Consider the following 25,526-nt stretch of genomic DNA (forward strand, 5'->3'; position numbering starts at 1 on the left):
GATGAGCGCTGAAGAACACAAAGCCGGCTGCGCATTGATAGAGCAGCACATCAAGACCAAGGGGTTTGATGCCCTCCCAAGCCCGTTTGCCGCTGATTGCTGCGTGGAAATCTATCGCAACGGCATGCCCCTGGGCATCGACGCGCCAGGAGATGCAGTGCCGTTTCTCGTGACCCTGTGCAGCGGTGCGCAGCTGGGCACGGCTTCAAAAGTGTTGAAACAGCACCCGTTCGACCTGGGTGACTATTTTCGCAGGCAAACCTATGCAGACGATTTCAACCTCTACACAGCCAATGGTGAAAACTGGGGGCAAAAGGAGCTTTTCTCCCGGATCATCCAAGCCTTCGCCTTGGCCGATCCGGAGCATTTGAGGCAGCGCGCCAGCGGATTTCAGAAGATCGATGGCTATGCTGTCTTCGCTGCGATGGAAGCGGGTCTACCCGAGATTGAGCTGGGCGCGCTGATTGAAGCCGAAAGGGCAAGGTATCGAGATGGGAATCATCTTGAAAGCAGTCAATTTGCCCTTGAACATGCCTTGAGCGAGTCGCCCTATCTGCTGACTCACAGAAGCCTCTTGCCGGACGGCAACCCTGTTGCGTTTTTACGAAAAAGTGGCGCGTTGCACGACGATTACCTCAACGGCCTGCACACCCGCCCGTATTTTTGGGAAGGCGTGATGTGGGGTGCGTTCAGCGCTCAAGGCGATCGGCAACCCCTCTGTACGCAACTGCTCAATGCCGCGCTGGTCGATATTGAACAGGCTGATCCAGGATTTGCATTGCGCTTGATGCGCTCGATCGATTTTTCACGCCTGGAAGAAGCTGCGCTAAGCAAGAGCTTTGTGCGGGGAGTCTTCAGCCTAGGCAAACACGCCCAGTCGAGCATGCTGTTGAAGATCGGCGTCCTGCAGGCGGCCACACATCAATCTGACGAAGGCCCTATTAATCCAACCCGAGTGCTAGCCCCGACACTCCTTGGCTGCGCTGAAGGCCACATGGATGTGTTTGTCGAAACGCCACACCTGGTGGTGCATGACCTGCTCACCGAGCTTGCCAACATGCCTGCGCACCACCTCGGTCTGAACGCCTTCAACAGCCTGTCGCTGGTGAGCAAACTGAAGCTTCCCGAACAGGTCTGGGATATCCACACCGTCACGTCGGCCATGACCAAGCTGCTCGGCGCCCTGACGAATTTCCATTGCGAATCGGCTGCCCCCACCACAACCAAGGCAAGTATTGACGAATCCGCAATCGCTGCGCTGCGGCAGTTCAACAATACGTTTCTGAAGCGTTGGGGGTTGAACGCCTCTGTGTTTACGATCATTCCCGAGCAAGCCCAGGCTGTGCTGGCGCTGTCCGACTTTGATCTGTCTGCCTTGGGTCAACTGAGCGAAAGCACATTGAGAAAGCGCCTTGAGCTGGATTTATCACTCTGACTTTCAATCAATATTGAGCTTTAATGTGGTTTTGTGCCAAAGTAACTGCATAACAATACCGAGAAATGCCCGTGAAAACTCTTTCGAAACACCTCGATGTAACCGCTGAAATTAACGCGGTCATCGACTATGTACGGCTAAAATGGACGCCCATCGAAAACCTGGACATCCTGGTCAATCAGCTTCAGGTCAGGGCATTTCATGACTGGCGCAGCTTCTTTGATCCGAGCATCGGTGGCATGGCCGGCACACTGTCTGGCCTGCATGGGCAGCGCAAGGAACTCTTGGCCAAGGCTTACACAGGCATCGCGCTGGAAACAGCCATCGTCATGGATAAGCCAGCTCAGCTCATCATGCACCTGTTGACGCAAGCACTGGCGCTCAAAGATGCGGCGCGCAAGCTCGACGGGGAGTGGAATTTTGAGAACGCTTCAGCAGCCACCTGCCGTAGCGCCCGGTTGCGTCATCCAACCCTTGGGTATGCAGTGCCCAAGGGCTGGCAAGCAGCGGGTCAAGGCTATGACCCGAACGTCCACATGGCTGAGTATGACAACAAGGCTGATGCCGACCTGTTCCAGGGCACTGATCTTGAAGCACCGCGCACTCAACCACTGCACCAGATGATATCTCTGCCCCAGGTGGCGCACAACGAAATTGAACACCGGAAGAAACCCGCCAACACGTTGGTTTCCAGTATCTACAGTCACTTCCTGGGTGTTCGGGAGTACCTCAACACTGTCCAGTTGGTAAGTGCCATCGAATCACTGACGGATTGGAACGCCAAAGGTCTGGTCACGCATCTCGACCTTGCAACAGAGCACCCGATGCTGAACGTGATGTTCAAACTTATGCCACAGGCTCAAGACCTGGACTTTGATGCGGCTGTCGCCCAGGCGACCCAAAGAGCATTGGAGTTCGAGCGCATGAGCGATGAGCAAAAGGCCCAGCGCCGCGAATCACTGGTGGCACTGACTCGCGAAATTGTCCGCGCCGCGCAGTCACCCACCGCGCAGGAAAAGGCCGAGCAACAGGCTCACGAACGCACAGTCCACCGGCTGTTGATCGAAGCGTATGGCACAAATGGCGCTGACCCCAAAAACGATTACGGCCTGACTCTTTAATCACAATCCAAGGGCAATATCCATGAAACTCAGCTTTGATCAGCGGTTCGCTCCGTTCAATCAGTACCTGGAGCATACACTCAATCAGCCTTCATACTTCGAAAGCGTCGAAGCCATGATGAAAGACCTGCTTGGCAAAGAGATCAGCCATGCCGGGATCCTGGAAGAAGGCACCTCTTCTCCCTTCGTAGCCCTGGCCCACCTGGTCAACAACCCTCACCTGATAACGCGTGAGGGTATGCAGGCGGATGTGAAAATCGAGACCGGGGATGACGAGCTTGACACACGGGTCGACATTGCCGTGGACATGCTTTGTCGAAGCGCGCACGAGACCATCCACATGGCACCAATCGACACAGTCCCTGTCGCGGCTGTGAAGATCATAGGCCGAGCCTTGCAGACGCTTGATCTTACGCCCGCGCACCGACCATTCGGCAAGCTACTCATCGATCTCATGGATCGCTCTCAACACCTGGAGCCTGTCCAGCAAAAGGAGATGCAAACCATGATTGCGTCGGCATTTGGGGCCTACCGAAAAAACTACGGCATCGACGCACAAACCGAACAGCAGATGAGTCACTATGTCCATGGCGAGATAGCGGTGAAACTGGTCACTGAGCTTGGCTTCTCCCCTGGCAACGTGCGCAACATCACCCGCCAACAGCGGGACGCCCTGCGCTCCGTTGAGCCAACCTTCGGTTGAAAAGGTCGATTCTTCTAGCTCGGCGCTGCCACGAACTCCAGATGCGCTGACAATTCGGTGTTGATGGCAACCCACCAGTTGAGAAAATGATTGAACTGGTGGTTCATGCTGCGACACTTTACGTGAGCGTAATCGCGAACCACCTGAAGTTGTCGATCAGTAAAACGGATCATGATCTTAGTGGAGTTAGGGTTGAGGTTCCAGGTAATTCTCTTACCTCTGGCAGTGCCAGTAAAAAACACCCGGCCAACTTGCTCTGACCGCAACGAAATACCAGTTGCCAGCGCCATCTCGGTAAATATAACCAGATTCTTCCAGGCCAATTCCTGCGCCCCCACGCATGTTGCAGGTCGCCCAGGTGCTGTCGGCCATGAAACAGTGGTTTGCATTCCAACTACCTCCAGACTGGCATGATCCCGCCCGGTAATCAGTAAAGACCGGCTTTGAGGAAGCCCAAACGCCGTCCTTGCAAGAAATGGCCATGCCGCTGGCATTGCGACCAAGCAGGCCATTGGGAGCGCACCCCGCCCCTTCCACGGCGACACCACCAATTTCCACGTATTCATTGGCGCTTAGGCGCCCCCTGGATGTCACATTTTGAGCCGTCACGCTCTGTGCGTTTACACTTTGAGCGACCAGCGCATTGACGTTCGAGGTGGCTGACGGATCTACGTAATACCCGGTGTTGTTCGAATCGTAGAAGATTTGCCCTAAAAGTGCTGATCCAGCAGAAACGTTCGTGCCGGCAGACACGGTGGTTGCCGCAGAAACCCCTCCGCCAGCGGCAATGTTCGATGTTGCAGTCACATTTCCACCCGCATGGAGATTCGCTGATGCTACAACACTCCCCGCAACGTTTGCGCCATTATCCACGATCAGGTTATTGCGCACGCGGAGCTGACCAATAATTTCAGTGTTCGTATCAATGACGACCCCTGCACCCGAGATAGCTGCAACCCCTGAGTTTCGTCCCAGGTACAAGGCTTCTGCTGCCAGATTCTGAATTCTTGAGGCACCGACAATCTGACGGTTGTTGCTGTCTGAGCTGTCAAAGGTCAATGGCGCATGCATGCTGTTGCCCCCATCGGTGCGCAGCCAGACATCCTGCGTCGCATTGTTGGAGGCCAGCATGGTGATGGTTGCATCCAATGGGTTTGAACTGAAGCTTGCATCGGTTGTGGTCGTGAACCCCGACCCCGTAGAGCCTGGCAGGTGACCAGCCGCTGCCGTGATTGCCGCAAGTCCAGCAAGGTCGGATCGCACCTGCAGGACACCCGCACTCAACATCTTGAAGGGTGAAGTGACGGAGGTAGCTGTGATCTTGCGATTCGGAGCTACACCGGTAACCTGGATGCTGGTGGACAGGCTGATAAAGCCTGGTTTGATAGGCGACACACTGGAGGCTGCGGGGAAGCTGCAGGGAAGATACTCTGCCCCCATGGCGAGCGTGCCGCCGCAGCTGGTGTTTTTTAGCCACGCAGTACCCGTCCGGGTACCTGCTCCAATGCTGTTATTGTTCGCCAGGTAATTGCGCACAGCATTGTTGTACTGGAATAGCTGGGCACCAAGCGTCTGCGCCTTGAGCTGCTCTAGCTCGGCCTGCTTGGAATAAAAGGACAGCAGCATTCCTACAGACAGAAGCCCAATTACCAGCATCATTTCCAGCAGGGTCAGACCCCGTTGTTGGCGAAAGCTCATTCCATTCCCCATTTTTATTTTTAGGCTAAAAACTGGTGCATTTCGGGAGTTGTATAGACAGCAAAAACTCACTGCGACAGCCAGTCCCGGCGTAAAGCATGGCAATCAAAATCATAGTCAGATGGTACGTTCGAGCGCCAGGGCCTGTCAATTTATATATAAATCGACTCATCACCGTTGGTCTGCTAGAGCCCTGCACTTCTGCAGGCAACCTCAATTTCAACAGCCATGGAAATGGTTGCTAAAAGTTTCAGTTGCACATAGAAGGATCACCCTAAGCAGTTGGGGTCGATCTCATTTAGGCGAAGGGAGGTCAAGGCGCGCCCTGGACGATGCTCTATGACTGTCCGGTGATTCAAACTGGCTTGCTCATACAGCCGGTCACAAAGCATCTTGCCGACCAGGGCTTCAACCATGGGCCTTGGCGCGATCCATGGGGAACCCAGGATATAGGGGTTCTCCTCTTCCGCCTTGTGGATCGCATAGGACAGCTTGACCCACGGATTATCTAGCGGGTCTTCATGTGGCAAAGGCTGCTCGAAATGCTCAGGGTTGGCACACAAGAACCGAGAGACGACGCGATCCAGCCAGATATCCTGCTCATTAAGGGCAAGCTCCCACCGCATGAATCGGTCAGTTGCAGCCCGTTCCGACGCCGATGAAATGGACTCACACCCCTGCTCGATACTCATGGTCGATAACGGTACCACTTCGGCAAGCCGCTTCGGTGCAGCAGGCTTGGCCTCGATCGCGAAGGCATTGATGTAACCGTAGTCGCCCAGCGTCATCGCTGAGTTGTAGCCACCCTTGACGGACAGAACAGCACCCAGCTTGAGTTTTTGCAGCAGGGCCAGATCATATTGGCCACGTAAAATGACCGGTGTGCCATACCCCGCCCATTTGGGTGGATGGTCAAGCAGCTCGGCATTGACCTGAAAAGACCGATTTTCAATATCCAGGTGCGGCTCACTTTTCAGCTGCACATGTGCTCCAAGCAAGTTGAATTCGTACTGAAGCATGTTGACTTCCTCCCCGCCCTAAAGAGCGGGGATTCCTTCTGCAAGCGCCTGAAGTCCCAGGCGGGCAATGTTTCGCGCAGCATTGACGTCGCGGTCATGAACCGAGCCGCAACTGCTGCATGTCCACTGCCTTATTCCAAGTCCGGCCCTACCTTTCGGACTGCTGGGCGGGTTAACGCCACAGCACGAGCACGTTTGGGTTGAAAACGCTTCTTTGACCTCGGCAAACACCACTCCCTGCCTCATGGCCTTGTACTGGAGCTGTGTTCGGAACGTTGTCCAGGCCACATCGAGCACGGACTTGGCCATGCTGGTTTTGGCCAGGGCACTGGCGTTCACGTTGCCAACGAAGATGGCGGCATGATTTTTCACCAGAGCGGCGGTTTCCTTGTGAAGGGCATCTTTGCGCTGGTTGGCGATGCGGGCGTGGATTGCCCGCACCCGTTTCTTTTTTCTGGCTCGCTGAGCGATACCCAGCGCTGCCTGGGCCTCGCGGTAGCACCGCCTGGGCTCGAAGGTATGGCCATGGGAATACGTGGCCAGGGTCTTGAGTCCGAGGTCGATGCCTACGACCGATGAGCCAAGAGGCACCCGCTTCTCCTCGACCTCGACCCTGACCGACACGTTGAGGTACCAGCGTCCTCGCGAATCCTCATTGAAGCTACCGGCTTTCAAGGTGTACTTCGACAGCCCGTAGGAATCCCATAGGCCTATATTGATGCCGTTGAAACGCACCTGGCCATTTCGATAGGTGACGGCGCGGGCCTTGAAGGGCACCCCAGCCCAGCGAATATTTGGGGGATTTTCGGTCGCTGGCCCGCCAATTGAGGCGCTGGCGCTTGAATTGTCGAAGTCTGGTGGCGAACTCTTCGCAGACCTGCTGCTGAGTGGCGGAGCCGATGGTCACGCCTTCGCATTTTGAAAAGCCGTTGGTGAGTTTTTGCAGATCGAACCCGGAAAGCCAGGTCTTCGGTTTGTTGCAATAGCGTTTGAGGCTGCGAAATTGTGTTTCGTTACAGAAATTCCAGACCTGGTTGACGTCGCGAGCCATCGCAAGCATCGCCTTGGCATGCTTGTCCTTGATCCGCAGTTTTAGGGTCTTGGTAATTTCCATGGAGGAAATGTAGCACGTATTGACTTGTCGGTGTAATTTCGAAGACCAATTCAACTACGGTCGCCTACAGCGACTGTGCTCTTGACCCTGGGGCTGAACCCCGAGGCTTCTCGCACATCTGGTGAGCCCTGCTGAAACCACTGTTCCCCCATTGTCGCTATAAGCATCCCCTACTGCAAAGCTCAACGCTAACCCGCAACGATTAGCGCCTTCACCTCATCAAGGCTCAGTCCATGGGATGCCAGGAAGTCCCTGGCGCGCTGTGACGGGTTTTTCCCCACATCCTTGCCGTAGACACGCCTGCCCAGGTCTGCATTGCTCGTAGCCGCCCTACAATGCTTCAGCACCGCCAGCAGCTGCCCTCTCTCGAAATCGTTCAGCGAATTTCCGGGCAAGACCTGCTCGACGAGATCCTCAGTTGCATGCGCAGCATGGGGCTTGCCCCTGGCCGACCACAGCGCTGTCAGCATGCCAATCTCATCCTCGACCAGGTCGAGAGTGATCACCCCATTATCACTCAGGGTGACCATGCGCTCGACCGAGGAGACGAGGTCGCGAAAGTTTCCTGCCCAGATGGCCTGTTCACTGCGAGCAAACGAAAGGTATGCGGGCGTGCACCACCCACGAACTGGTAATGCACCTGATCCTTCTCGCTAAGCTTGGCCAACTCAAAATCAAGGTTGGGCTCGATATCCTCACGCCGCTCGGACAGCCCTGGGAGGGTAAATGTCCAAGTGTTGATCCGGGCTAACAGGTCGGCGCGGAACAAACCCAGCTCCACGCACTCATTCAAATCGCGATTGGTGCCGACAATCAGTTCGAAATCACTGTTGACGGCCTTGTCAGCCCCCACCGGGAAGAACGATTTGTCTTCAAGGGCATGGAGCAGCATAGCCTGCACATCTTCAGCGAGCTCACCAATCTCATCCAGAAAGAGCATGCCGCCGTTAGCCTTTTTCAGCATCCCGTCACGGCTTTCCATGGCCCCGGTGAAAGCGCCCTTTTTGTGACCAAACAGCGTCGACATGACCGTATCGCCACGCAGCGTTGCACAGTTGACCTCCACAAAAGGGCCTTCCAGCCGCTTCAGGGAGCGCCTGGTGTCATTCTTGACCTTGTATACCCTGCGGGCCATCGCGGTCTTGCCGGCGCCCGTAGGCCCCATCAGCACAAGAGGGCTGCTGGAGCGCGACGCAATCTTCAGCAGCTTGCTGATCATCGTGTTGAAGGCACTGTTTTGCGTGTCAATCCCGTTCTTGAGGGCGCGCTCTTCCTTCACCACCTGCGAGCGTGTGCGCCGCATGATCTTGTCGTACTGAGGCAAGGAAAGATCCAGGATGGAAATCTTCGATGCGTGGTTTTCACTGTCCCGATCAGGGCCAACCTGAGCAAGCTTGGCTGGCCAGATGTTGGACTCGCAGACACGGTACGCCGCGATCTGCATTACATGGGTGCCGGTACTGAGGTTCAGGTAGTAGTTGTTCTCAGGTAGGAAGTTAGCCCTTTCGCCAATGCTGATCATCAAGTCGAAGCACTTGGCCAGGTCATAATGGGCGTTCTCGTCGTGTGTGTTGAGATCGACCGGGAGCAGCTCGACCTCGAAACCTTCGCGCACCGCCAGGTCGCGTGCATCCTGAGCCACGATTTCCGCCAATGCCTGGTGGCGCTGATCGAACATCAACACCAGCGTGTCGATCACGAAATCAACCGACTGGGCAATGCCGACGTTGGGGCGCCAGCGATGCAGACGCTTCTCGGTAAATCCCCCGTCCAACTGCGTGCCCAGGAAGCTGTACATGATATTTTTCGACATACGGTACACCGTAGCATTCTACATAATACCGTAGATAATAGGGCGCTTTTGTGTTGAGGTCAATTCAGGCCGAACCCGACCTCTGCCAATGATTACGCGGGCTCCAAAGAAATTTTGAAAAGTTGGCACGCCTTTTTCTAGGGATTAGGGGAAATCGTCAAATAGTCCGGGTCGCCGGAATGAACAAGGAGCAACACCTCATGGCTAACAAGAAAATTTTCGCGTCGGCGGCTGCAGTGCAAAACCACGCGGGCGGCAAGGCATTCGGTAAATCCGATGAACAAGCCCTCGTCCAATATGTGATGACGGGCACCTTTAACGACACCTTCTACGTCACAGGCGAGTCGCAGCTGACTGAAGTGCTGGCGCGGGCCAGCCAGGTGCCGGATGAATTCCTGGCTAAGCTCGCGATCTATGGCCGTGAGAAGGGCATGATGAAAGACATGCCAGCATTGCTGTGCGCCCTCCTGGTAGCCCGTGGCAGCGGGCACAGCGAAGCGGTGTTCAAGCGCGTGATCGATAACGCCCGCATGCTGCGCAACTTCGTGCAGATGTTGCGCTCCGGTGTCGTCGGACGCAAATCGCTGGGATCGCGGGCTAAGCGTTTGGTTAAGGGCTTTATTGCATCACTGAACGACTACGCGTTGTGGGAAGCCTCGGTGGGCAATGCCCCGAGTCTGGTGGATGTGATGAAGCTGGCACACCCGAAAGCCAAGGATGAGCGTCGAAATGCTCTGTACGCCTATGTCATGGGTAAGCCTGTGGATGCTGCGCTGCTGCCGGATTTCATCCGCGAGTATGAGGCATTCCTGGCAGGTAAGTCGAAAGCAGCACCACTACGCGCACCGTTCCAGAAGCTGACAGCCCTGCCACTCGGCACTGAAGACTGGATGCGCATCGCAACCAATGCGCGCTGGACGATGACACGGATCAACCTGAACACCTTTGCCCGGCACGGGGTGCTGCGCAACCCACAGATGATTTCCATGATCGCCGAACGCCTGGCGGATCGCGAGCAAATCATCCAGGCGCGGGCGTTCCCGTACCAGCTGATGACCGCCATGCTCAACATTGGGGATGAAGTGCCTGGTGAAATTCGCGCCGCCCTGGAAAAGGCTATGCAGGTCGCCCTGGAAAACGTACCCGCTTTCGACGACGACTCGCTGGTGCTGGCGATTGACGTCTCCGGTTCGATGGGTAACCCGGTGACTGGGCGCCAAAAAGGCGCTACGAGCAAGGTGACCTGCCTGGATGCTGCCGCACTGATCGGGGCCGCACTGCGCGCCAAAAACCCCTCGGCGAAAATCCTGGCATTCGAGTATGGGTGCCGCGAAGTGGTGGTGCCGCACGACTGCAAAGTCATGACGATTGCGCAAAAGATCAAGGCGTACCACGGCGGCGGCACCAATTGCGGGAGCGTGATCCAGTACCTGCTCGATCACGGCATCAAGACCAACAACCTGATCCTCGTGTCGGATAACGAGAGCTGGGCTGATGACTACCGGTCTGACCTGTCGACCTTGTGGGCGAAATACAAGCGCGATTGCGCACCGGAGGCGCGAATGATCAACCTGGATATCACGCCCAACCCATATTCGGTGAACGCCAAGCGTGCCGATACACTCATGGTCGGCGGATTCTCCGACGACGTATTCGCCGTGATGAAAGCCTTCCTGGCGGGCAATACGGATCAGGTTGATGCGGTGAAGGCCGTGGAGATCTAGGTGCATTTCGTACCACGTAGTACACTACAGCATGAGCAGCATTTCCCTCTAAATGCTGCGTATTGCTGTGTTGTTTGCCAATCAGCGTCAAAATTAATCGAAATTCGAAAAAAGATGTTGACGTAATTTGAGGCAAGTAGTACAGTAGTTTCAAGGTCAGCGAATGCCTGCAGCGGTCTACATCTGATAACTGTAATGACTCTGCAAATCCGTTGTCGCCAACCTTAAGCCAGATGCCGGTGGGTCTACATCGTATTGAACGACTCACCACCTTTTGCTGGCTCCCATTTTCAAAACCCCGCGCCACGGCGAGGGGAAACGGCTTCAAAAGTTTGAATCGAATGCTGGGTCGGGACTACATCATTTGGGATAAAACGTCTCCCCGTTTTTGTCGATTCATAGCCAGATGCCGGTGGGTCTACATTGCATACGATCACTCACCACCTCTTGCTGGCACCCTTTCAGCCTGGCGCGTAGCGACAGGATTGCGTTTCCAAGTTTGAGTCGAATGCCGGGTTCGGGACTACATCATTTTGAGATCCATGTCTCCCCCATTTCTTGTCGACTCATCGGTCAGATGCCGAGTATGCCTACATCTTTTAAATGTCCCGGCATGCTCATCCCTTTGCTGACCACCCTCCCCGAACAGCCGGCTTACCGGCTGTTTTTTTATGCGCCTGATTTGCTGCCAGGCAGCTCCGGCGCCAGCCTGGCCACAGCTACATATAGATCCCTTGCCTGCAGGCCCGCATTAACCGATGCTAGGTCTTATCTCAACGCCACGGTGGAGTTTCGTTATGCCCATCAATTTACCTGTCGGAAAACTCAAAAGCCTGTGCAACCCTTTTGGCTTGAATACCCCCTGGGGAGTGAAGGTGACCCAGGCGGATGTGCGCAGAGCTCTGGCCAGCAATTGCCTGGTCGCAACACCGGGTGGTGACAACCATGCGGGGCGTATCGCCTACCTGGTGCGGCACAAGGCACGTGACGCCATCTCGATCGATGTGGGCTGCCCCTCGCTCGGGGCTGCTTGCCTGAGCTGGCCAGTACTGGACGGGAATCACCGGTTGGCTGCAGCCATCTTTCGCAAAGATGAAGCCATCAGCGCTACAGTAGATGGCGAACTGGGCTATGCCGAAGACTTGTTCGGCGTTGACTGCGAAGAGCGCTGCACTTAACTCATGGAGATTGCCAGCGGTAGCGGTGCCTGCTAGTTTGTCCCCCAATTCAGCCGTCTACAGTCTTGGGTGCTTCCTCCAAATGGAATTCTTTGCCGTCAATCCAGCCGACATCGCGCATGAGCTTGCACTGCTTGAGCTGGAGGCCCTGGACGCCACCGGACGCCTGAAGGTCATGCCTTCGGCTTTCTACCGGGGAATATCACAGGGCGCCTTAAGCGCCTTTTGCGTGAAGCACGGTCATTATGCACTGCCCACCCATGAGCTACTGGACATCATCAACCAGAAGATCATCGAGGCCAGCCCGTCCCGCAACGCCCTGGAGATCGGCAGTGGCAACGGTACGCTGGGGGCTGGGCTGGGCATTACCTGCACAGACAATTTCCAGCAAGACAGTCCCGAGCTGCAGCGGTACTACGCACAGATCCGGCAGACACCCGTCAAATACGGCGATCATGTCGTGCGCCTTCCGGCCCTGGAGGCCGTTGACTACTACAAGCCCGAGGTCGTCGTAGCAGCCTGGGTGACGCACAAGTGGAACCCCGCTGAGCCCCACCGCCAGGGTAACGAAACAGGCGTGGACGAAAAGATTTTGCTTTCCAAGATCAAGCGCTACATCTTCGTCGGCAATGGCAAGCCTCATCAACACAAGCCGCTGCTGGAAGTACCGCATCAAACCCTGCAGGGAGATTACCTGTTCTCCAGGGGGCGTGCGCCCGAGGAATGCGCCCTGTGGATTTGGGACAACTGAGTGGGTCGCCGGCTGAGGGCTAGGCTTGAATCTTTCCTGATTCAGGCCTGCCTGTAGCTCAATTGGGGGATTGGGCTGAAGATCAGGTGTTATGTGCATGATCCCATCCAATGCGCAGCCCCCAAAAAGCGCTTTTGACAGACATCAATATACAAGTAAAGCTTTCTACACAAAGTCAGCTGGAGGCCTCCCAGAGGTTCGGTGTTGGTAGCCTGAGCCCCGATTTGCAGAGTATACTAAGTGTACTTCAGACCGAAATCTAGGTCAGACAAGCCGGGGGGATTATGTACGACTTCATTGGTGATGTTCATGGTCACGCCGAGCGCCTGGTTGCCTTACTCGAAACCATGGGCTATCGCGAAACGGAGGTTGGCTATTCGCACCCGACGCGCAAAGCCTTCTTTATCGGCGATCTGATCGATCGCGGCCCTGCCCAGGTGGCCACCCTCAAGATCGTCAAGGCAATGGTCGAGTCCGGTGCCGCGCACATGGTCTTGGGCAACCACGAATACAACGCCGTGGCTTGGGTAACTCCACACCCGGACAAACCTGGCGAGTTCTTGCGCAACCATGGTGAACGTAACCGCCATCAACACCAGGCCTTCCTGGATCAGGTGGGCGAGGACAGCGCGCTGCACCAGGAAATGATCGCCTGGTTCAAGACACTACCGGTGTTCATCGAGACTCCCGAGTTTCGCGCCATCCATGCCTGCTGGCACTCGGCGTACATCGAGGCAGCCAGGCCTTTTTTGGATGCAAACAATGCCATCCTTCCCGAAGCATGGCCGATGCTGAGCGAGAAGGACACCGAGCCCTATCACATCATCGAAACCTTGCTCAAAGGCACCGAGGTAGACCTGCCGGAGGGCATCACCTACTTCGACCCTGATGGCAATGAGCGAAACCGTACCCGCACGCGCTGGTGGGATGAGCAAGCCACCACGTACAGGTCGTCCGGTATGGTTGCCAAGTCGGTGGAACACCAGCTGCCAGACACTCCGATCCCGAGCAAGAATCTGTTGAGCTATGACCAGCGCAAGCTGCTGTTGTTCGGCCACTACTGGATGACAGGGGCACCACAAGCACTCAATGCGCACATGGCCTGCCTGGACTACAGTATCGGCAAAGGTACGCCTGGGACGAAGCTGTGCGCCTACCGGTGGCAAGGGGAGCGCCAGATCCTCCAGGATGGCTTTGTCTGGGTCGATGCCGTCAAGCCGGCGAAACACCTGGATAGCGGGGAGTTGATCCCCTGACCAAAATCACGCTGGCAGGCTCCTTCTAAATGACCAAAGCGGAGCAAGGTTCTTCGTCCCTCACAAGGCGCGATGTCATCAGCACCTGGATTCACTGGTGTACTGGGCATCAGGCGAATTTCCGGATTCTGACAGTGAAGCAGCGGTGCAGGCGCATGCCATTGCCTGCATCAAGCAGGTTCATCCAGAGCTTGCGCAAAGAGACCTTTCCGTTTTTTGCGGATGAATGAGCCCTTCCCGGTACAGGCCCCAGGCGCTTAAAGCACTGGCAGCACCTTGACCACCAGGGGCGGAAATTGGGATAGAAGTACCAAGGATCAAAAGATCGATAACGATCTAAGCATGGCGCCAGCGGGCGCGTGGTCAGGGCAGTCGTGTTATTCCTTGCAGCTTGCTGCAAGGGCTCAGTGATGGGACGTGCTGCATGTGATGAGCTAAAGACCAGGGCCATCATCCACAGGGTGGTTGTGTTTACGGGTAGTGCACCGTGACGCGGCTAGCGAAGGATAGGCGATGACCTTCTCCGCTGGATACGCTGGATCACCAGGCGTCATGTACCTGTTTGCTTGATTGCACCACACGCTCCAGTTGGCTGGATCACCGTAGATCGCTTTCAGCTTGGGGAGATCGGCGAGATCATGCAAATCAAACACACCCTGCTCGTTCGCGCCCATGAATTTATACCAGGGATCCACGATGTAACGACCTTGAACCACCAAGAAGTCGTGGCCATCGGCCAGGATAATCTCGCGATCGGTTACCGAAGGGTTGTTTTGCACCTGAAAGCCATAGAGGTCACCCTCGCCTAACAGTTTCGCGACATGTCTGGCACTGAAGGTGCAGATGGACATGGTTTGCCCGCCAGGAAGGAATAGGTGCTCATCGTAGTATTCAGCTTTGTGTCCGGCTTGCGCAAACTCGATTGGGGTCAGTCCTGTGTCGGCGTCTGCCCAATAGCATCCCAGCGTTTCAAAATGGGTGGTGAATCTGGCGTGCAAGGATTGCTTGTCCAGCTGGGACATGTAGGAGAGCCTCTATGGAAACATGGAACCAGGCCGAAGAAACTCTGACCCAATCACACCTTATAGCTATATTGCCAATATTAGCGGTGGAGCTTAAGCCCCTGCAATCCGCACCGCTTTCGCCGACGTGACAAAGGGCCCGAGCGAGGCCATACATTGCAGAGGGTTACCGCACCCAGATGGCCAAACCAATTACGGTTCCTGCCACAGCATTCCCGGCAAATACCGAGGTGGTGCCTGCCCCGCCGAGCCATCCTGACGAAGGGTAAGTCGGCAAGGCGGTGACAATGAACATGCCGTCATTGGCGACAGATAAGCGGTTATCACCTAGGCCACCACCAACGGACAAGCCATTCCCTCGTGGGTTCTGCCAATCGGCATTGGAGTAGCTTATCGCGCAATCGCCAGCAGGTTGGGCCATCTGGTTATAGCTGCAGCTCCCCTTCCAATACCGTACGTTGGCATAACCGGTGGAGACCACCTTGAATACAGATTTATTGATGGCGTTGATGGTCGCATCAGCGAATTTGAAGGAAACAGATGATGTGGGGGACGGATTGGTCGTTAGGGCCAGATCTGCGCGGGAGGAGTTCCACTGCCCAGGAGCATATGGGGCCCCACGCCCCACCAGTGTCCATCCTCCGCCATCGGTGCTCATATCGCAGTAAGCGGCCAGGTCACGACCTGCCACGGTGATGGTATAGACCCCGCTGGTGGCCTCTGGAGCGGCATTCTTGATGGCCTTGCACGATGCATAGATAGGTTTTGCAATGACGATTCCAAAGTCCCCGGAATGGGCTTTGCTCTGGGCAGAGGCATTGGCTGTCACCGTCACCGATCCTGCCAGGCTCGGTGTGCCACTGATCAATCCCGAGGAAGACATGCTCAGGCCCAAAGGCAGGCCTTGGGACTCCCAGGCGAGCTCCGGGTATTCCGGAGTCTGCTTGCCCTCATGCGTCCAGGCCACCAGGCTGTTCATGTCGAATTGGTAGGGGATACCCACCTGACCAGCATCGAGCGTATTCCCAGTGAAGCTGAAGTCGTACTGGTCTTGGGGTTTTGCAGGGCCTCCGGCAATCGGAGCGTAGCTACGAATGATGTTGGCACCGTCGGCCATTGAGAGCTGAGAAGCGGTGAGCAGCAGTGCACTGATCAATAACCGATGGGCTTTCAAGATGACGACTCCGCCTTGTGCGATTAAGTGGTATATTGGCTACAATGTTACGGCACTATCAGCACTACTTCAACTACTCACCCTAGATCACCGCTTACGTCGAAAGGGTCATTGTCATTCCAGCGGTTTAGCCGTATATTGGCTGTAATTTTTCCAAAAGACGCCACCATGCGAATAGCCAACCTGCTCCTTCTCGCAGTACCTCTGTCCATCAGCACCCCTGGGCTTTGCGCTTACTCAGCCAAAACCTATGGCGAACCTGCAGTTGCGCAGGCAGCATCCCCGTTTCTGAAAGACCTTGTACCGCACGAGATGGACTTGATTGCAAAACGCAGCGCCAGCCGCTCAGTGAGGGCGGCCAGAACCTCCCGTTCCCAGGCCCCTTCAATTCGCTCTAGATCAACCCAGGGTGCGTCGTCCAACTGCCAGGTGCAGCGGACAGACCTTATCCCAGGAACAGGCACACCACGCCAGGCTAAACCGGATTGCCAGGATCCGAAAGCGCGCTCGTCCGCCCCTGATGCCTTCACATTCGATTGAGCGGCTGCTCCCTAAAACCCCTGGGTTTTCAACATTGAGGCTTTGAAAAGCAATGAAAGAATGGATAAACAAGATCAAGGGGTTTGTGAAGGCCCATGCCAGCATAATTTTTATGTTGGCGATGCTCACCGCCTGCGCCAGCGTAGCCTATGTATGGCTCAGCGCCGACAACGATGTGAAGGAGCCGGTGCTCGATGGCAAGGGTGATTACACCGTCATAGACGGCGACGACCTCTTCTCTCTGCGCTCGGACGACTACAAGGACGTAACCAGCGTCATCGTGGTAGTTCCAACAATCTTCTCGGACGCCAAGCATGTCTTGATTTCACACAAGGGCGCGGCCAACGCTGATCTGTACAAGAATGTGAACTCCGAAGGGTTCGTCGTGTATTTGGACACGCACCTCAAGCCCATCTTGCGAGCCAACACGGCGATCGATTTTCGTTACGTCAACTCGCTATCCGGCGTGGGCAAAAAGCTGGGCTTGAAAAACGACCCTGTGGGCTTGATAACCGGCGAAACGGCCAAACAAACCGCAGGAGAACTGGGAAAGCTTGTTAGTACGGTGATCTTCATGATCATTATGATCGCCGTCATGATGCGCCTGCAGATGGGGTCGATGTCCAACAAGTTGGACAAGGTTGATCCGAAGGATATTCAGGATAGCCTGGATGACCTGGTCGGCATGGCCGACATCAAGCGCGAACTCGAACAGCTGAAGGGAATGGTTGAAAACCCGCAGCACTACAAGAAATATGCTGCTGACAAGCCGTTCAACGTCATGATGACAGGCGAGCCTGGTACCGGCAAAACCAAGATCGCCCGCTGCCTGGCCAAAGACCTGGACGTCCCGCTGTATTACGCGTCCGCTGCCAGCATGGAAACCGGTTTTGTGGGGGGTGGTGTTCGTTCCTTGAAGAGCTTGGTGAAGCGTGCCTCCAAGCACAAGCGCGCCATCATTTTCCTGGATGAGGCTGAGTCGATCCTTCAGTCCCGCAACCGCCCTACCCGCAGTCGCTATGAAAACGAAACTATGACCGCTCTGCTCTCGCTTTTGGATGGCGTGGGCACCAAAAAATCCAGCGGTATCATCTGGATTGTGGCGTCAAACTTTGACGAAACAAAGGCAGATTTCGACGCGGCCATGTTGGTCGATTCCAGCTCAAGATCAATTTCAGGTTGCCCAACCATGAAGAACGCCGAGAGATCATGGCGCGCCTTCTGAAGAAAATTGATCAATCCAAACTCAGTGATGACATCGATCTCGATCACGTGGCCGGCGTTACTTCCGGAATGAGCCCCGCGATTCTTGAAACCCTTATTTCGCGTGCTGGGCTGATGGCCCTCCAGGAAACATCACTGGTTACTCATAGTATCCTGTTGCGGGCATTCGAGCGGGTCGCGGTTGGCCTCACTGATCGGGCAACCACTGCGAAAGTAGATGCCACGCGTAAAGTGGTGGCCATTCACGAGGCGGGACACTTTTGCATGCAGCTGCATTCTGCCCTGGTCAAAAGTCACGGCAACTTGACTACGCTGTCGACAGATCTGGACGTCATCAAGATCTCGACTGAATCCGTCTCCAAGCTCGGCGCGCTGGGTTTTGTCCTGAGCAAAACGGAAGAAGTTGGGTTGCTGACGCGAACCGCCTATCAGGACAAGATCCGCCACCTGTATGGCGGCATGGCCAACGAAGAACTCTATTTCGGTGAACCAGGCACTACCGCTGGCGCGGACAATGACATTGTCAAAGTGACCCAGATGCTTGACATGATGGTCAACCGCGTCGGCTTCTTCAGCCCTGTCAAATTGAACTATGGCGAACTGGCTAAGGCGGGCTACAACACGGATGCGCAGCTGCCTAAAATGGAACAGATGGCCGCATATCTGTACCAGGAGACAATGGAAACCCTGGCTCAATACCGAGGCTTGACTGATGCGCTGGTTCAGGCACTGATGGATCGTTATGTGCTGACGCTGGACGAGATCATCCCTTTCATCCAGACCTTCTTTGCGGAAAATGAATCCCTGCTGAGAAGCTACATCCCACGCAAAACCATGGGCCTGTTATCGCACACCTCTTAAGTCCATAACGTATATCAGGGCAACCAAATTGGCACACCTAGTTTCTTATGGGTGCGCCATTTTGGATTCGTCGGGTTCACCATATTAGCCAACAAGGGATCAAAAATGCTTATTGTTTTTCTGATCATCCTCTCAGTGATTTTGCTGATATCTATCTACAGTCAGTCATTAGCGCCACTGTTCACCTTCGGCACTACAAGTCTTATTTTCTATTTCACTCTTCATGTGTTGTTCGATAACAGGCAGAACATTGAGTTGCAAACAGCGCCCTCCTCCATAGCGCGACTCGACATCGGGTCAAAGGCAGAGCTAACTAATACCGACATCAGGAAGCATAAGTCTTCGCTGGAAACCTTGAAGCCAATTCCTGAGCAACCACAATCAACCCTGACTAAGCCCGACAATGAAAGAAGTAAGCCAGACAGGCCCACGCCCAGCAGAGGAACAAGCGATTACTTTTGACTTCCACCAGCGGCACTAAAGAAATCCTGCCCCCACTACACATTGGATCATTAACATGTATGATGACTCTATGAACACTGACAACCAACACGGGTTTTCTCTTATCGAGTTGGTTATGGTTATTGCCCTAATGACCACCCTAGCCCTTGTGACCATGGCGACATTCTCAAAAGCGCCCGATGATTTGGGGGCAATACCCCAAACAAGCGGCATCAACAGCGCACCAAATGAAGTCGTGACCCCGTCGCGCTCCACGACCAGTTCTTTCTAACCTTTTGGTCGGTCAATATACCGTTAATTGACCTGTCTTACTCATGCTGAAGGCGGCATATGCAAGCCAGCGACGGTTACCCTAGATCAGGGCCATTCCGGCTGGCAATATCACCCGCCCCTTGCTGGTGCGGCTGACAAGCCCCTGCTGCAGAAGGTAGGGTTCGATCGACTCCTCAATGGTGCTCACGTCTTCGCCCATGGCAGCGCTAATCGTGCTCACGCCAACCGCTCTTGCGGAAAATGTTTCCTTCAGCAGCTTGAGGTAACGTACATCCTGATCATTAAGCCCATCCGAACGCAAACCGAGCACTGCCATCGCTTGTGTCAGTGCCTTTCCCCCATCCGTCGAAGCGTATTGCCCCTTGCTTTGCAACACGTCCCTGATGCGGCGAAGATTACGCAGGGCAATGCGGGGTGTTCCACGACTGCATCCAGCCACAATCAGCGCGCCCTCACGAGTGAGCTCCACATCGAGGCGCCTGGAGGCGTCCAGAATCACTTCTGCGAGGTCTTGTTGATTGTAGAGCCCCAGGGTGAAGTGGATCCCGAATCGGGCCCTAAGCGGCGCTGAGAGCATCCCAGCGCGGGTTGTGGCGCCCACCAGGGTAAAAGGCTCAAGCGCCAGCCGTATGCTCTTGTCCTCCATCATAATGTCCAGCGCACCGTCTTCCATCGCGGAATACAGCACCTCCTCAATGAACATCGGCATTCGGTGAATTTCATCAATGAACAGTGTATCGCCCGGCTCCAGGTTGACCAGGAGCGTGGCCAGATCCCCCGGCTTTTGCAGTAATGGCCCCGAAGTCACCTTGAAACCATTGCCCATCTCATTGGCAATGATGCCTGCCAGGGTAGTCTTGCCAAGCCCAGGCGGGCCGCACAGCAATACGTGATCAAGATTCTCCTGTCTCGCCAGTGCGGCACTGATAAAAATAGAGAGCTGCTCTGAGATATGGGGTTGCCCTTTGAATGTGGCAAGGGTTTGGGGCCGCAGGGCCTTGTCTGAAGGAGCATCGTTGTCCATGGGGCTTGCCTAGTTATATTTTTCTGTCAATATATCACATATTCGACATAGCCATTGGTGCAACCATGATCCGTACGGGTATGGCGCTCGCTGAGCTGCCGGGACTGATTCATCCAGAGATGCTCGCCAAACAACTGCAACCACAGACCCCCCGTGAAGAAGCGCTGGTTGATCTGATTGAGGATCTGCTGGTTTTTGATGATTCAGGGGATCGCAATGACGGCATCGACTACGATGAGCTGGAACGCCTCAAGGCGCTTGAGGTGAAATTCACCAAGGGCAATGCCGCGTTCAAGGCGGGCCTGGAAGAATTGAAAATGCTGCTCTGTCAGGTCGGCACCGATCATGAGAAGGTCGCCCACATGACGGAATGGTTGTTCCGCCAGCGGGCCGCTCTCACACAGCTTGCACCCTAGCGGAGGGCTGGGTTAAAGCCCAAGGTTACGCTGCAAAAACACTTCTTGCTCTTGGTCGCTGAGCGACAGCTTTTCAATGGGTAGCTGCAGATAGTCCGCAGCGATGGCCTTGAGGTCGGCGGTCGGCATGCTCTGGCAATAAGCAATGGCCTGCTGCTGTCTTTTTATGCCTTTGAGCCCCTGGGACTGGAACCACACCAGGGTCAGATACCTTGACTTGAAGTGTGTTTGAATAGTCTTAGTATCAACCAGTGTCCGCAGTTCCTGGCTCAAGGCTTCCATTACTTCGGGATCGACCGATGCAGTTGCAATCGGAATACTTTCATGCCTGATATTATACTGATTTTTCCTCAGGTCTCTCTTGATAGTAATGGCAAGGCGTGGGATGTTGTGCTTGATCAGTGACATCTTCTTATCAACACTGACATGTGCGAGAAACAGTTTCGAGTAGCTTATATCGAACAGGTTTTCAGCGTTGCTTTGTTCGATTAATGCTTTGATGTCAGCATTGATAAATCTTCCGATCTCGGCGCGCTTGAGCAAGGCGTCCATGCTCTTATGTTGCTCCTGGTCATCAAACAGATGTTTGTTGCTGGTACCCATAGCGATTGTTCTGGCCAGCTGGTGGGGCCACAGCAAGTCGGGGTTCTCACCGCAGGCCTCAGTCGCCCGAGTGATGAGGTATTCATTGCGCGCCATCCACCTGGGCAATGCCCTCATGTCCCTCAATTCGAACAGTGCAAGTGAGTTCAGCATTTGCACCAACGCCTTATCCGTGTAGCTGGTAGCCCAGCCCCCATAGACATGGTTGACAATGGTATCCATCAAAAATTGAGACCTGGATTCATGCAGCTGCTCAATGACAGGATACAATTGACCAAAGTTATTTTTCCCTGGTCGGTAGAAAAATTCCTCCGCCTGACGATAAACCTCCTGATCCCCTGTGGTATCAAGTGCCATGGCTGGTATGATATCGCTGGAAGCTACACTGAATTTTTGATTGAGCTCATCATGTTGACTGAATTGACCTGGCAACAGGTTTGGCCAATTCGCCTTCTTATAAATACCCGGCAGAGCATCACCAATACGGCGCATATCGGGAATATCGCGTCTTGACATGGACAAGAAGTCTGCAAAGGCACGTGAGAACTCAGCGAGGGTCAGGTTACCCAGTAATAGCGCGGATTCGAATGGCTGACTGTGAATGTCAAAAAGATGCTCATAGAGTTGTGTGCAGGTGGTGGCAGTGCGAGGGCAGCTGAAGTAGGCGACAGGACTCATTCCCTCGTTAATCCACTGCGAAAACAGTGGGCAGGTTAACAGCATGTCCGTGTCGATGGCGTCGCAGAAATCAGAAAAGGCTTTGTAGGTGGCCTCATCCTGCAGCGACAACCGGGCATCCAGAGCCTTTCGGTGAATAGTCCCGAGACTGAGTTCGCGGCTGACAACGGTGCCGGACGCCTCTTCAAGAAGAACGGCGATCCTCTCCTTGATGATTGCCAGTGCTGGGTGTAGCGGAACTGTTGCGTTCAAAGTCCAAGATCCTCGGCAAGAAATTCCTCGCGCTGCGAGGCGCTAAGCTTAACGTCAGCAGGGGACAATTTCAAAATACGCATGGCCACAGGGCGCCATTTCTTCGAGCGTATGCTTTGACACCAGTCAATGGCCAGGGCCCTGGTGTGTTCATGGCGAAGGGCTCGCAGCATCAGGTGCAACAACCTGGCATTGGTTGCGTCATCGCCGTCCACCAAGTCCTTGAGTCCAAACTTCTCATGAATACGGACTTCGATGGCCTGGGCGCACTGCGGGTCGGCATCCTCGAACTGGCGATCGATTTTCCAGGGTTCGTTGAAGGCTAGATTCCTTTGTTTCACGCGTCCGAAGATTTCACCGCAAAGCACGGGGGCTACCGTTTCAACATACCTGGCTTTCTCCGCAGAATTGAAGATCGAGGACAGCTCAGCACTCATCAGATCCAGCACTCGCGGCGATCCGCCCAGGGCACGTTCCAGCACAAGTCCTGATTCACGCTTGATGTAGGCCCGGAGTTCGTACAGCGAGGGGTGCTCAATCATCATGCTCTCGTGCAACTGCCGGCGCTCTTCAGCCGCCATCGATAAATCTTCGTTACAGAAGTTGTGGTACACCGCAGCGTAAATTGCAGCTGGCCAGGCCAGGTAGCCAGGGCCTTCAAGTATGCGAATGGTTTCAACAGCCTTGTCGATCCAGAACGAGATCCGCGACATCACGCCCTGACTGGGAGTGTCCGATAATTCGCGGCAAAGCGCCTCATCCAGTGAGAAATTAGCCCAGTCCTGATACTGAAGCTCGATGTAGCGTACCAAGCCGGCATGCCCTTCATCCGTGGTTGAATGCGCCAACGCCACCAAGGTCAGCCACTTGACGTCGCTCGGGTCATGCATTCTGAACAGGTTCCGGGCCACGTAGAAGTCACTGTCAGGCGCACCCTGTGTAAGCATCAACAAGGGCATCCATTGCCCCAGTAGCTTGTGATTGAAATGATTTTTCTCTGCACTGCGCCAGAAAGCTTTCCCGAAGAGACCATGGTCTGGCATGGCATAGTGAAAAACCCTGGGATGCATGACTTCGGGCAATAGCTTGGCTACCTGCAAGACTTCAAGGTAATTGAGCATCTTCAGGGCAACGGCGTCACGAAGAAACGCGATAAATTCCCTTGGGGTAAGGTTGCCCAGCAACGCTTCACCCGAAAGATCCTGGCCAGTGGCGAGCAATGCTCTCAGCGGAGGATTGGCCATCTTGTCGCGCCAAGGCTGCCAGGCAAAGAAGATGACTGGACTCATGCCAGCTTGCACCCAGCTGCGGATGGTATTGCGATCTTGCTGCCTGAAAATCCTCGCTATCTCATGGTCGCCATGAAGCCTGGGGTTATCTTTCAGGGCTCGTCGATAAAGCTCAGGAAGTGTCAGTTGCAAGAGCTTCGAACACCCCTCAGCAGACTCATGCGATTTTATTTTGGCGGCAAAGAGAAACTTCATGTCGTCGATGAAAGCATCATTGGCGGGGTGCATGTCTAGCTCCATGTCTATAGCTAAAGTCTAGGGGGGCCAAGAGGCGATTGTCACCAGAATTTTTCTGGCTTTGGCCAGATGTCGGCGCGATGCGCCTGGTATAAGGCCAAAGAGATGGTCAAAGTCATCGGTTAAACGTAATATTGTGATCTTACGGAAGCCTTGAGGATGAGCCGATGAAACGCCTTTCCCTGTTGTGTACCCCCTGGCTGGTGGCGATCGTGCCCGCCCTGATGTTGCTGGTGGCGTTAGCCACTCAGCATTTCCTTGGCTGGGAGCCCTGCACGATTTGCGTTGAGATCCGCGCTGGGCTTGCCGCCTGTACACTTGCCAGCCTTCTGCTGATCCTGACAAGCACCTTCAACCGGTACATCATGATCGGCTTCAGGCTGATGCTGATGGCCTGCTCTTTGGGCGTGGTGTTCTTGAGTGCGAAGGTATGGTTGCTTGAACGCCACATCATCGAGGCCACGTCATGCAGCCCCTTCCCTTTCTATGCCCAGCACATTCCGCTGAACGAATGGCTACCGTACGTGTTTGCTAGCGCGGGGTTGTGCGGTGAAGGCGACTTTGCCATCCTCGGCGTGTCATTCACCGCGTGGACATTGCTAGCTGTCGTCGCATATTTCATCCTCGTCTGGGTGCTTACCGGACGAGCCTGCCTTAACGATGGCCAGGCAGCTTGCCAGCCCACTTCCTCCGCTCACTAGGTGCACAGATGGCCAAGAAATTTTATGCCGTGGTGAAAGGGGCTGAACCAGGAATTTACAATACCTGGGAAGGGGGTGCCAAAGAACAGGTGCATGGCTACCCCGCTGCCCGATTCAGGGGCTTTGCAACCGAAGAGGAAGCCAGAAGCTGGTACTGTAGCCAGGTCGACCCTGACTACCAGGAGCCTTGGGAGCAGGCGGATCTGGACGGGTATGCAATCATGGTTATGCTGCAGCCCCACAACAAGAGCCAAGACCATGTGCAGCTGCTCGGCACCAATCTCTATGATGAAGTGACAGAAGCACTGGCGCGCCAAGCAGCCCTCGATGAGTTCTGGACACCGGAACATGATCTGATGGGCACTCCGATCGTGGAGGTGCACTTTCGGCCTGAGAAGGCACTGGAGGCCGTCAAGACGAACCAGAGGTCAAAAGAGTACGTACCTGAACCTGGTGATGGATACTGACAATGTTTTCATTTGCCCTCGTCAGTCTTGTTTGCGTTGCGCTGATGATCACGGTGTTGAACATCGCCATGCAGGCTTATGTGCACCAGAGCACGTTGGCACAGGCCAATGGCCTGGTTGCCCAGGGTGCGCAGATCGCGATGGCCGTTCGCATTTTCAAATCCGATGGCCATTTGCTTGAGGAGTACGCATCATTCGACAGGCCCAGCCGTTTGTTCTCAGCGCTTCAGGAACAGGGGTATCTGAAAACCATCCCGGTTCCCTATGGCGGTGGCGACTATGAGGTCATGGCGCTTGATGTCGGGGGCCGTTACGGTGTGCCCAGAGGCCCAAGCACGGTAGTAGCGACCAACGCAGAAGCCTCGGCCTCGCTCACCGACAAGCTGTGCAAGGAGTTCAATCGGCGACACTCGGACAGGTTCGGGTGCCTGAAAGACCCATCACGCACCGGTAATCTGTTCTGGTACCTGTTGGGTTAGCGAAAAGCCTTG

23 protein-coding genes and 1 pseudogene are annotated in these 25,526 nt (G+C 54.9%); 14 read left to right on the plus strand and 10 right to left on the minus strand.

The features are described from left to right. The first annotated feature begins 1 nt into the window (after window position 1). The 3 genes from DV532_RS28810 to DV532_RS28820 all read left to right on the plus strand — a co-directional run bounded on the left by DV532_RS28810 (window position 2) and on the right by DV532_RS28820 (window position 3,259). Window positions 2-1,435: a hypothetical protein gene (locus tag DV532_RS28810; protein ID WP_056798235.1), complete on the plus strand. Its 1,434-nt coding sequence runs from the start codon at window positions 2-4 to the stop codon at window positions 1,433-1,435. A gap of 71 nt (window positions 1,436-1,506) precedes the next feature. After that, window positions 1,507-2,556 carry a hypothetical protein gene (locus DV532_RS28815; protein WP_156675897.1) on the plus strand — a complete coding sequence of 350 codons (1,050 nt, stop codon included), beginning with the start codon at window positions 1,507-1,509 and terminating at the stop codon, window positions 2,554-2,556. A 22-nt stretch (window positions 2,557-2,578) separates the two neighbouring features. Further along, the gene (locus DV532_RS28820; RefSeq protein WP_056798230.1) at window positions 2,579-3,259 is read left to right on the plus strand and encodes a hypothetical protein; all 681 of its coding nucleotides are present in this window, start codon (window positions 2,579-2,581) and stop codon (window positions 3,257-3,259) included. 213 nt (window positions 3,260-3,472) lie between these two features. Here the strand turns inward: DV532_RS28820 and DV532_RS28825 are convergent, their stop codons facing one another. The 5 genes and pseudogenes from DV532_RS28825 to DV532_RS28845 all read right to left on the minus strand — a co-directional run bounded on the left by DV532_RS28825 (window position 3,473) and on the right by DV532_RS28845 (window position 8,903). Beyond that, window positions 3,473-4,957 (minus strand): prepilin-type N-terminal cleavage/methylation domain-containing protein, encoded by a 1,485-nt coding sequence (locus DV532_RS28825; RefSeq protein WP_056798226.1) that lies wholly within the window; start codon window positions 4,955-4,957, stop codon window positions 3,473-3,475. A gap of 269 nt (window positions 4,958-5,226) precedes the next feature. After that, the gene (locus DV532_RS28830; RefSeq protein WP_056798224.1) at window positions 5,227-5,976 is read right to left on the minus strand and encodes a hypothetical protein; all 750 of its coding nucleotides are present in this window, start codon (window positions 5,974-5,976) and stop codon (window positions 5,227-5,229) included. Between the two features lie 18 nt (window positions 5,977-5,994). Beyond that, window positions 5,995-7,090: pseudogene (locus DV532_RS28835) on the minus strand (RNA-guided endonuclease InsQ/TnpB family protein). Window positions 7,091-7,278: 188 nt separating this feature from the next. Then, a complete protein-coding gene (locus DV532_RS28840) occupies window positions 7,279-7,620 on the minus strand; it encodes a hypothetical protein (protein WP_120715507.1) in 342 nt (113 codons plus the stop codon). Beyond that, a complete protein-coding gene (locus tag DV532_RS28845; protein ID WP_120715508.1) occupies window positions 7,608-8,903 on the minus strand; it encodes an RNA repair transcriptional activator RtcR family protein in 1,296 nt (431 codons plus the stop codon). Before DV532_RS28845 ends, DV532_RS28840 begins: the two co-directional genes overlap by 13 nt. Before the next feature lie 122 nt (window positions 8,904-9,025). Between DV532_RS28845 and DV532_RS28850 the strand changes: the two genes are divergently transcribed. The 4 genes from DV532_RS28850 to DV532_RS28865 all read left to right on the plus strand — a co-directional run bounded on the left by DV532_RS28850 (window position 9,026) and on the right by DV532_RS28865 (window position 13,812). Continuing rightward, window positions 9,026-10,627: a TROVE domain-containing protein gene (locus DV532_RS28850; protein ID WP_236707493.1), complete on the plus strand. Its 1,602-nt coding sequence runs from the start codon at window positions 9,026-9,028 to the stop codon at window positions 10,625-10,627. A 797-nt stretch (window positions 10,628-11,424) separates the two neighbouring features. Next, on the plus strand, window positions 11,425-11,805 hold the full coding sequence (locus DV532_RS30750; protein WP_177339530.1) for a hypothetical protein: 381 nt from the start codon (window positions 11,425-11,427) through the stop codon (window positions 11,803-11,805). An 82-nt stretch (window positions 11,806-11,887) separates the two neighbouring features. Continuing rightward, window positions 11,888-12,556 carry a hypothetical protein gene (locus tag DV532_RS28860; RefSeq protein ID WP_056798216.1) on the plus strand — a complete coding sequence of 223 codons (669 nt, stop codon included), beginning with the start codon at window positions 11,888-11,890 and terminating at the stop codon, window positions 12,554-12,556. Window positions 12,557-12,840: 284 nt separating this feature from the next. Next, window positions 12,841-13,812, plus strand: coding sequence for a metallophosphoesterase (locus DV532_RS28865; protein WP_056798213.1), 972 nt, complete (start codon window positions 12,841-12,843; stop codon window positions 13,810-13,812). Between the two features lie 434 nt (window positions 13,813-14,246). On the opposite strand, the gene DV532_RS28870 is transcribed toward DV532_RS28865, so the two are convergent. After that, window positions 14,247-14,834 carry a hypothetical protein gene (locus DV532_RS28870; protein ID WP_056798211.1) on the minus strand — a complete coding sequence of 196 codons (588 nt, stop codon included), beginning with the start codon at window positions 14,832-14,834 and terminating at the stop codon, window positions 14,247-14,249. Window positions 14,835-15,000: 166 nt separating this feature from the next. Next, window positions 15,001-16,008, minus strand: a complete 1,008-nt coding sequence (locus tag DV532_RS28875; protein WP_056798208.1) for a fibrinogen-like YCDxxxxGGGW domain-containing protein — start codon at window positions 16,006-16,008, stop codon at window positions 15,001-15,003. 592 nt (window positions 16,009-16,600) lie between these two features. On the opposite strand from DV532_RS28875, the gene DV532_RS28880 reads away from it, so the two are divergent. The 3 genes from DV532_RS28880 (at window position 16,601) to DV532_RS28895 (ending at window position 19,366) form a co-directional block, all read left to right on the plus strand. Beyond that, a complete protein-coding gene (locus DV532_RS28880) occupies window positions 16,601-17,773 on the plus strand; it encodes an ATP-binding protein (protein ID WP_120715509.1) in 1,173 nt (390 codons plus the stop codon). Beyond that, the gene (locus tag DV532_RS28885) at window positions 17,758-18,633 is read left to right on the plus strand and encodes a hypothetical protein (RefSeq protein ID WP_120715510.1); all 876 of its coding nucleotides are present in this window, start codon (window positions 17,758-17,760) and stop codon (window positions 18,631-18,633) included. Before DV532_RS28880 ends, DV532_RS28885 begins: the two co-directional genes overlap by 16 nt. Before the next feature lie 532 nt (window positions 18,634-19,165). Beyond that, complete coding sequence (locus DV532_RS28895; protein WP_162241121.1) at window positions 19,166-19,366, plus strand: type II secretion system protein; 201 nt, start codon at window positions 19,166-19,168, stop codon at window positions 19,364-19,366. Between the two features lie 81 nt (window positions 19,367-19,447). On the opposite strand, the gene ruvB is transcribed toward DV532_RS28895, so the two are convergent. Next, window positions 19,448-20,392 carry a Holliday junction branch migration DNA helicase RuvB gene (gene ruvB / locus DV532_RS28900; RefSeq protein WP_056798198.1) on the minus strand — a complete coding sequence of 315 codons (945 nt, stop codon included), beginning with the start codon at window positions 20,390-20,392 and terminating at the stop codon, window positions 19,448-19,450. A 65-nt stretch (window positions 20,393-20,457) separates the two neighbouring features. On the opposite strand from ruvB, the gene DV532_RS28905 reads away from it, so the two are divergent. Then, window positions 20,458-20,808: a hypothetical protein gene (locus DV532_RS28905; protein WP_156675895.1), complete on the plus strand. Its 351-nt coding sequence runs from the start codon at window positions 20,458-20,460 to the stop codon at window positions 20,806-20,808. A 12-nt stretch (window positions 20,809-20,820) separates the two neighbouring features. Here the strand turns inward: DV532_RS28905 and DV532_RS28910 are convergent, their stop codons facing one another. Then, on the minus strand, window positions 20,821-22,341 hold the full coding sequence (locus DV532_RS28910; protein WP_056798193.1) for a hypothetical protein: 1,521 nt from the start codon (window positions 22,339-22,341) through the stop codon (window positions 20,821-20,823). Then, window positions 22,338-23,858, minus strand: coding sequence for a hypothetical protein (locus tag DV532_RS28915; RefSeq protein WP_056798190.1), 1,521 nt, complete (start codon window positions 23,856-23,858; stop codon window positions 22,338-22,340). Before DV532_RS28915 ends, DV532_RS28910 begins: the two co-directional genes overlap by 4 nt. Window positions 23,859-24,034: 176 nt before the next feature. Between DV532_RS28915 and DV532_RS28920 the strand changes: the two genes are divergently transcribed. Genes DV532_RS28920 through DV532_RS28930 form a run of 3 tightly spaced genes read left to right on the plus strand, consistent with a single transcriptional unit; the run spans window position 24,035 to window position 25,514 of the window. Then, the gene (locus tag DV532_RS28920) at window positions 24,035-24,568 is read left to right on the plus strand and encodes a disulfide bond formation protein B (RefSeq protein WP_056798187.1); all 534 of its coding nucleotides are present in this window, start codon (window positions 24,035-24,037) and stop codon (window positions 24,566-24,568) included. A gap of 8 nt (window positions 24,569-24,576) precedes the next feature. After that, a complete protein-coding gene (locus DV532_RS28925) occupies window positions 24,577-25,035 on the plus strand; it encodes an RNase H1/viroplasmin domain-containing protein (protein WP_056798185.1) in 459 nt (152 codons plus the stop codon). A 2-nt stretch (window positions 25,036-25,037) separates the two neighbouring features. Further along, complete coding sequence (locus DV532_RS28930) at window positions 25,038-25,514, plus strand: hypothetical protein (RefSeq protein ID WP_056798182.1); 477 nt, start codon at window positions 25,038-25,040, stop codon at window positions 25,512-25,514. Window positions 25,515-25,526 lie beyond the last annotated feature (12 nt).

This window comes from Pseudomonas sp. Leaf58 (genome assembly GCF_003627215.1).
GTDB lineage: Bacteria > Pseudomonadota > Gammaproteobacteria > Pseudomonadales > Pseudomonadaceae > Aquipseudomonas.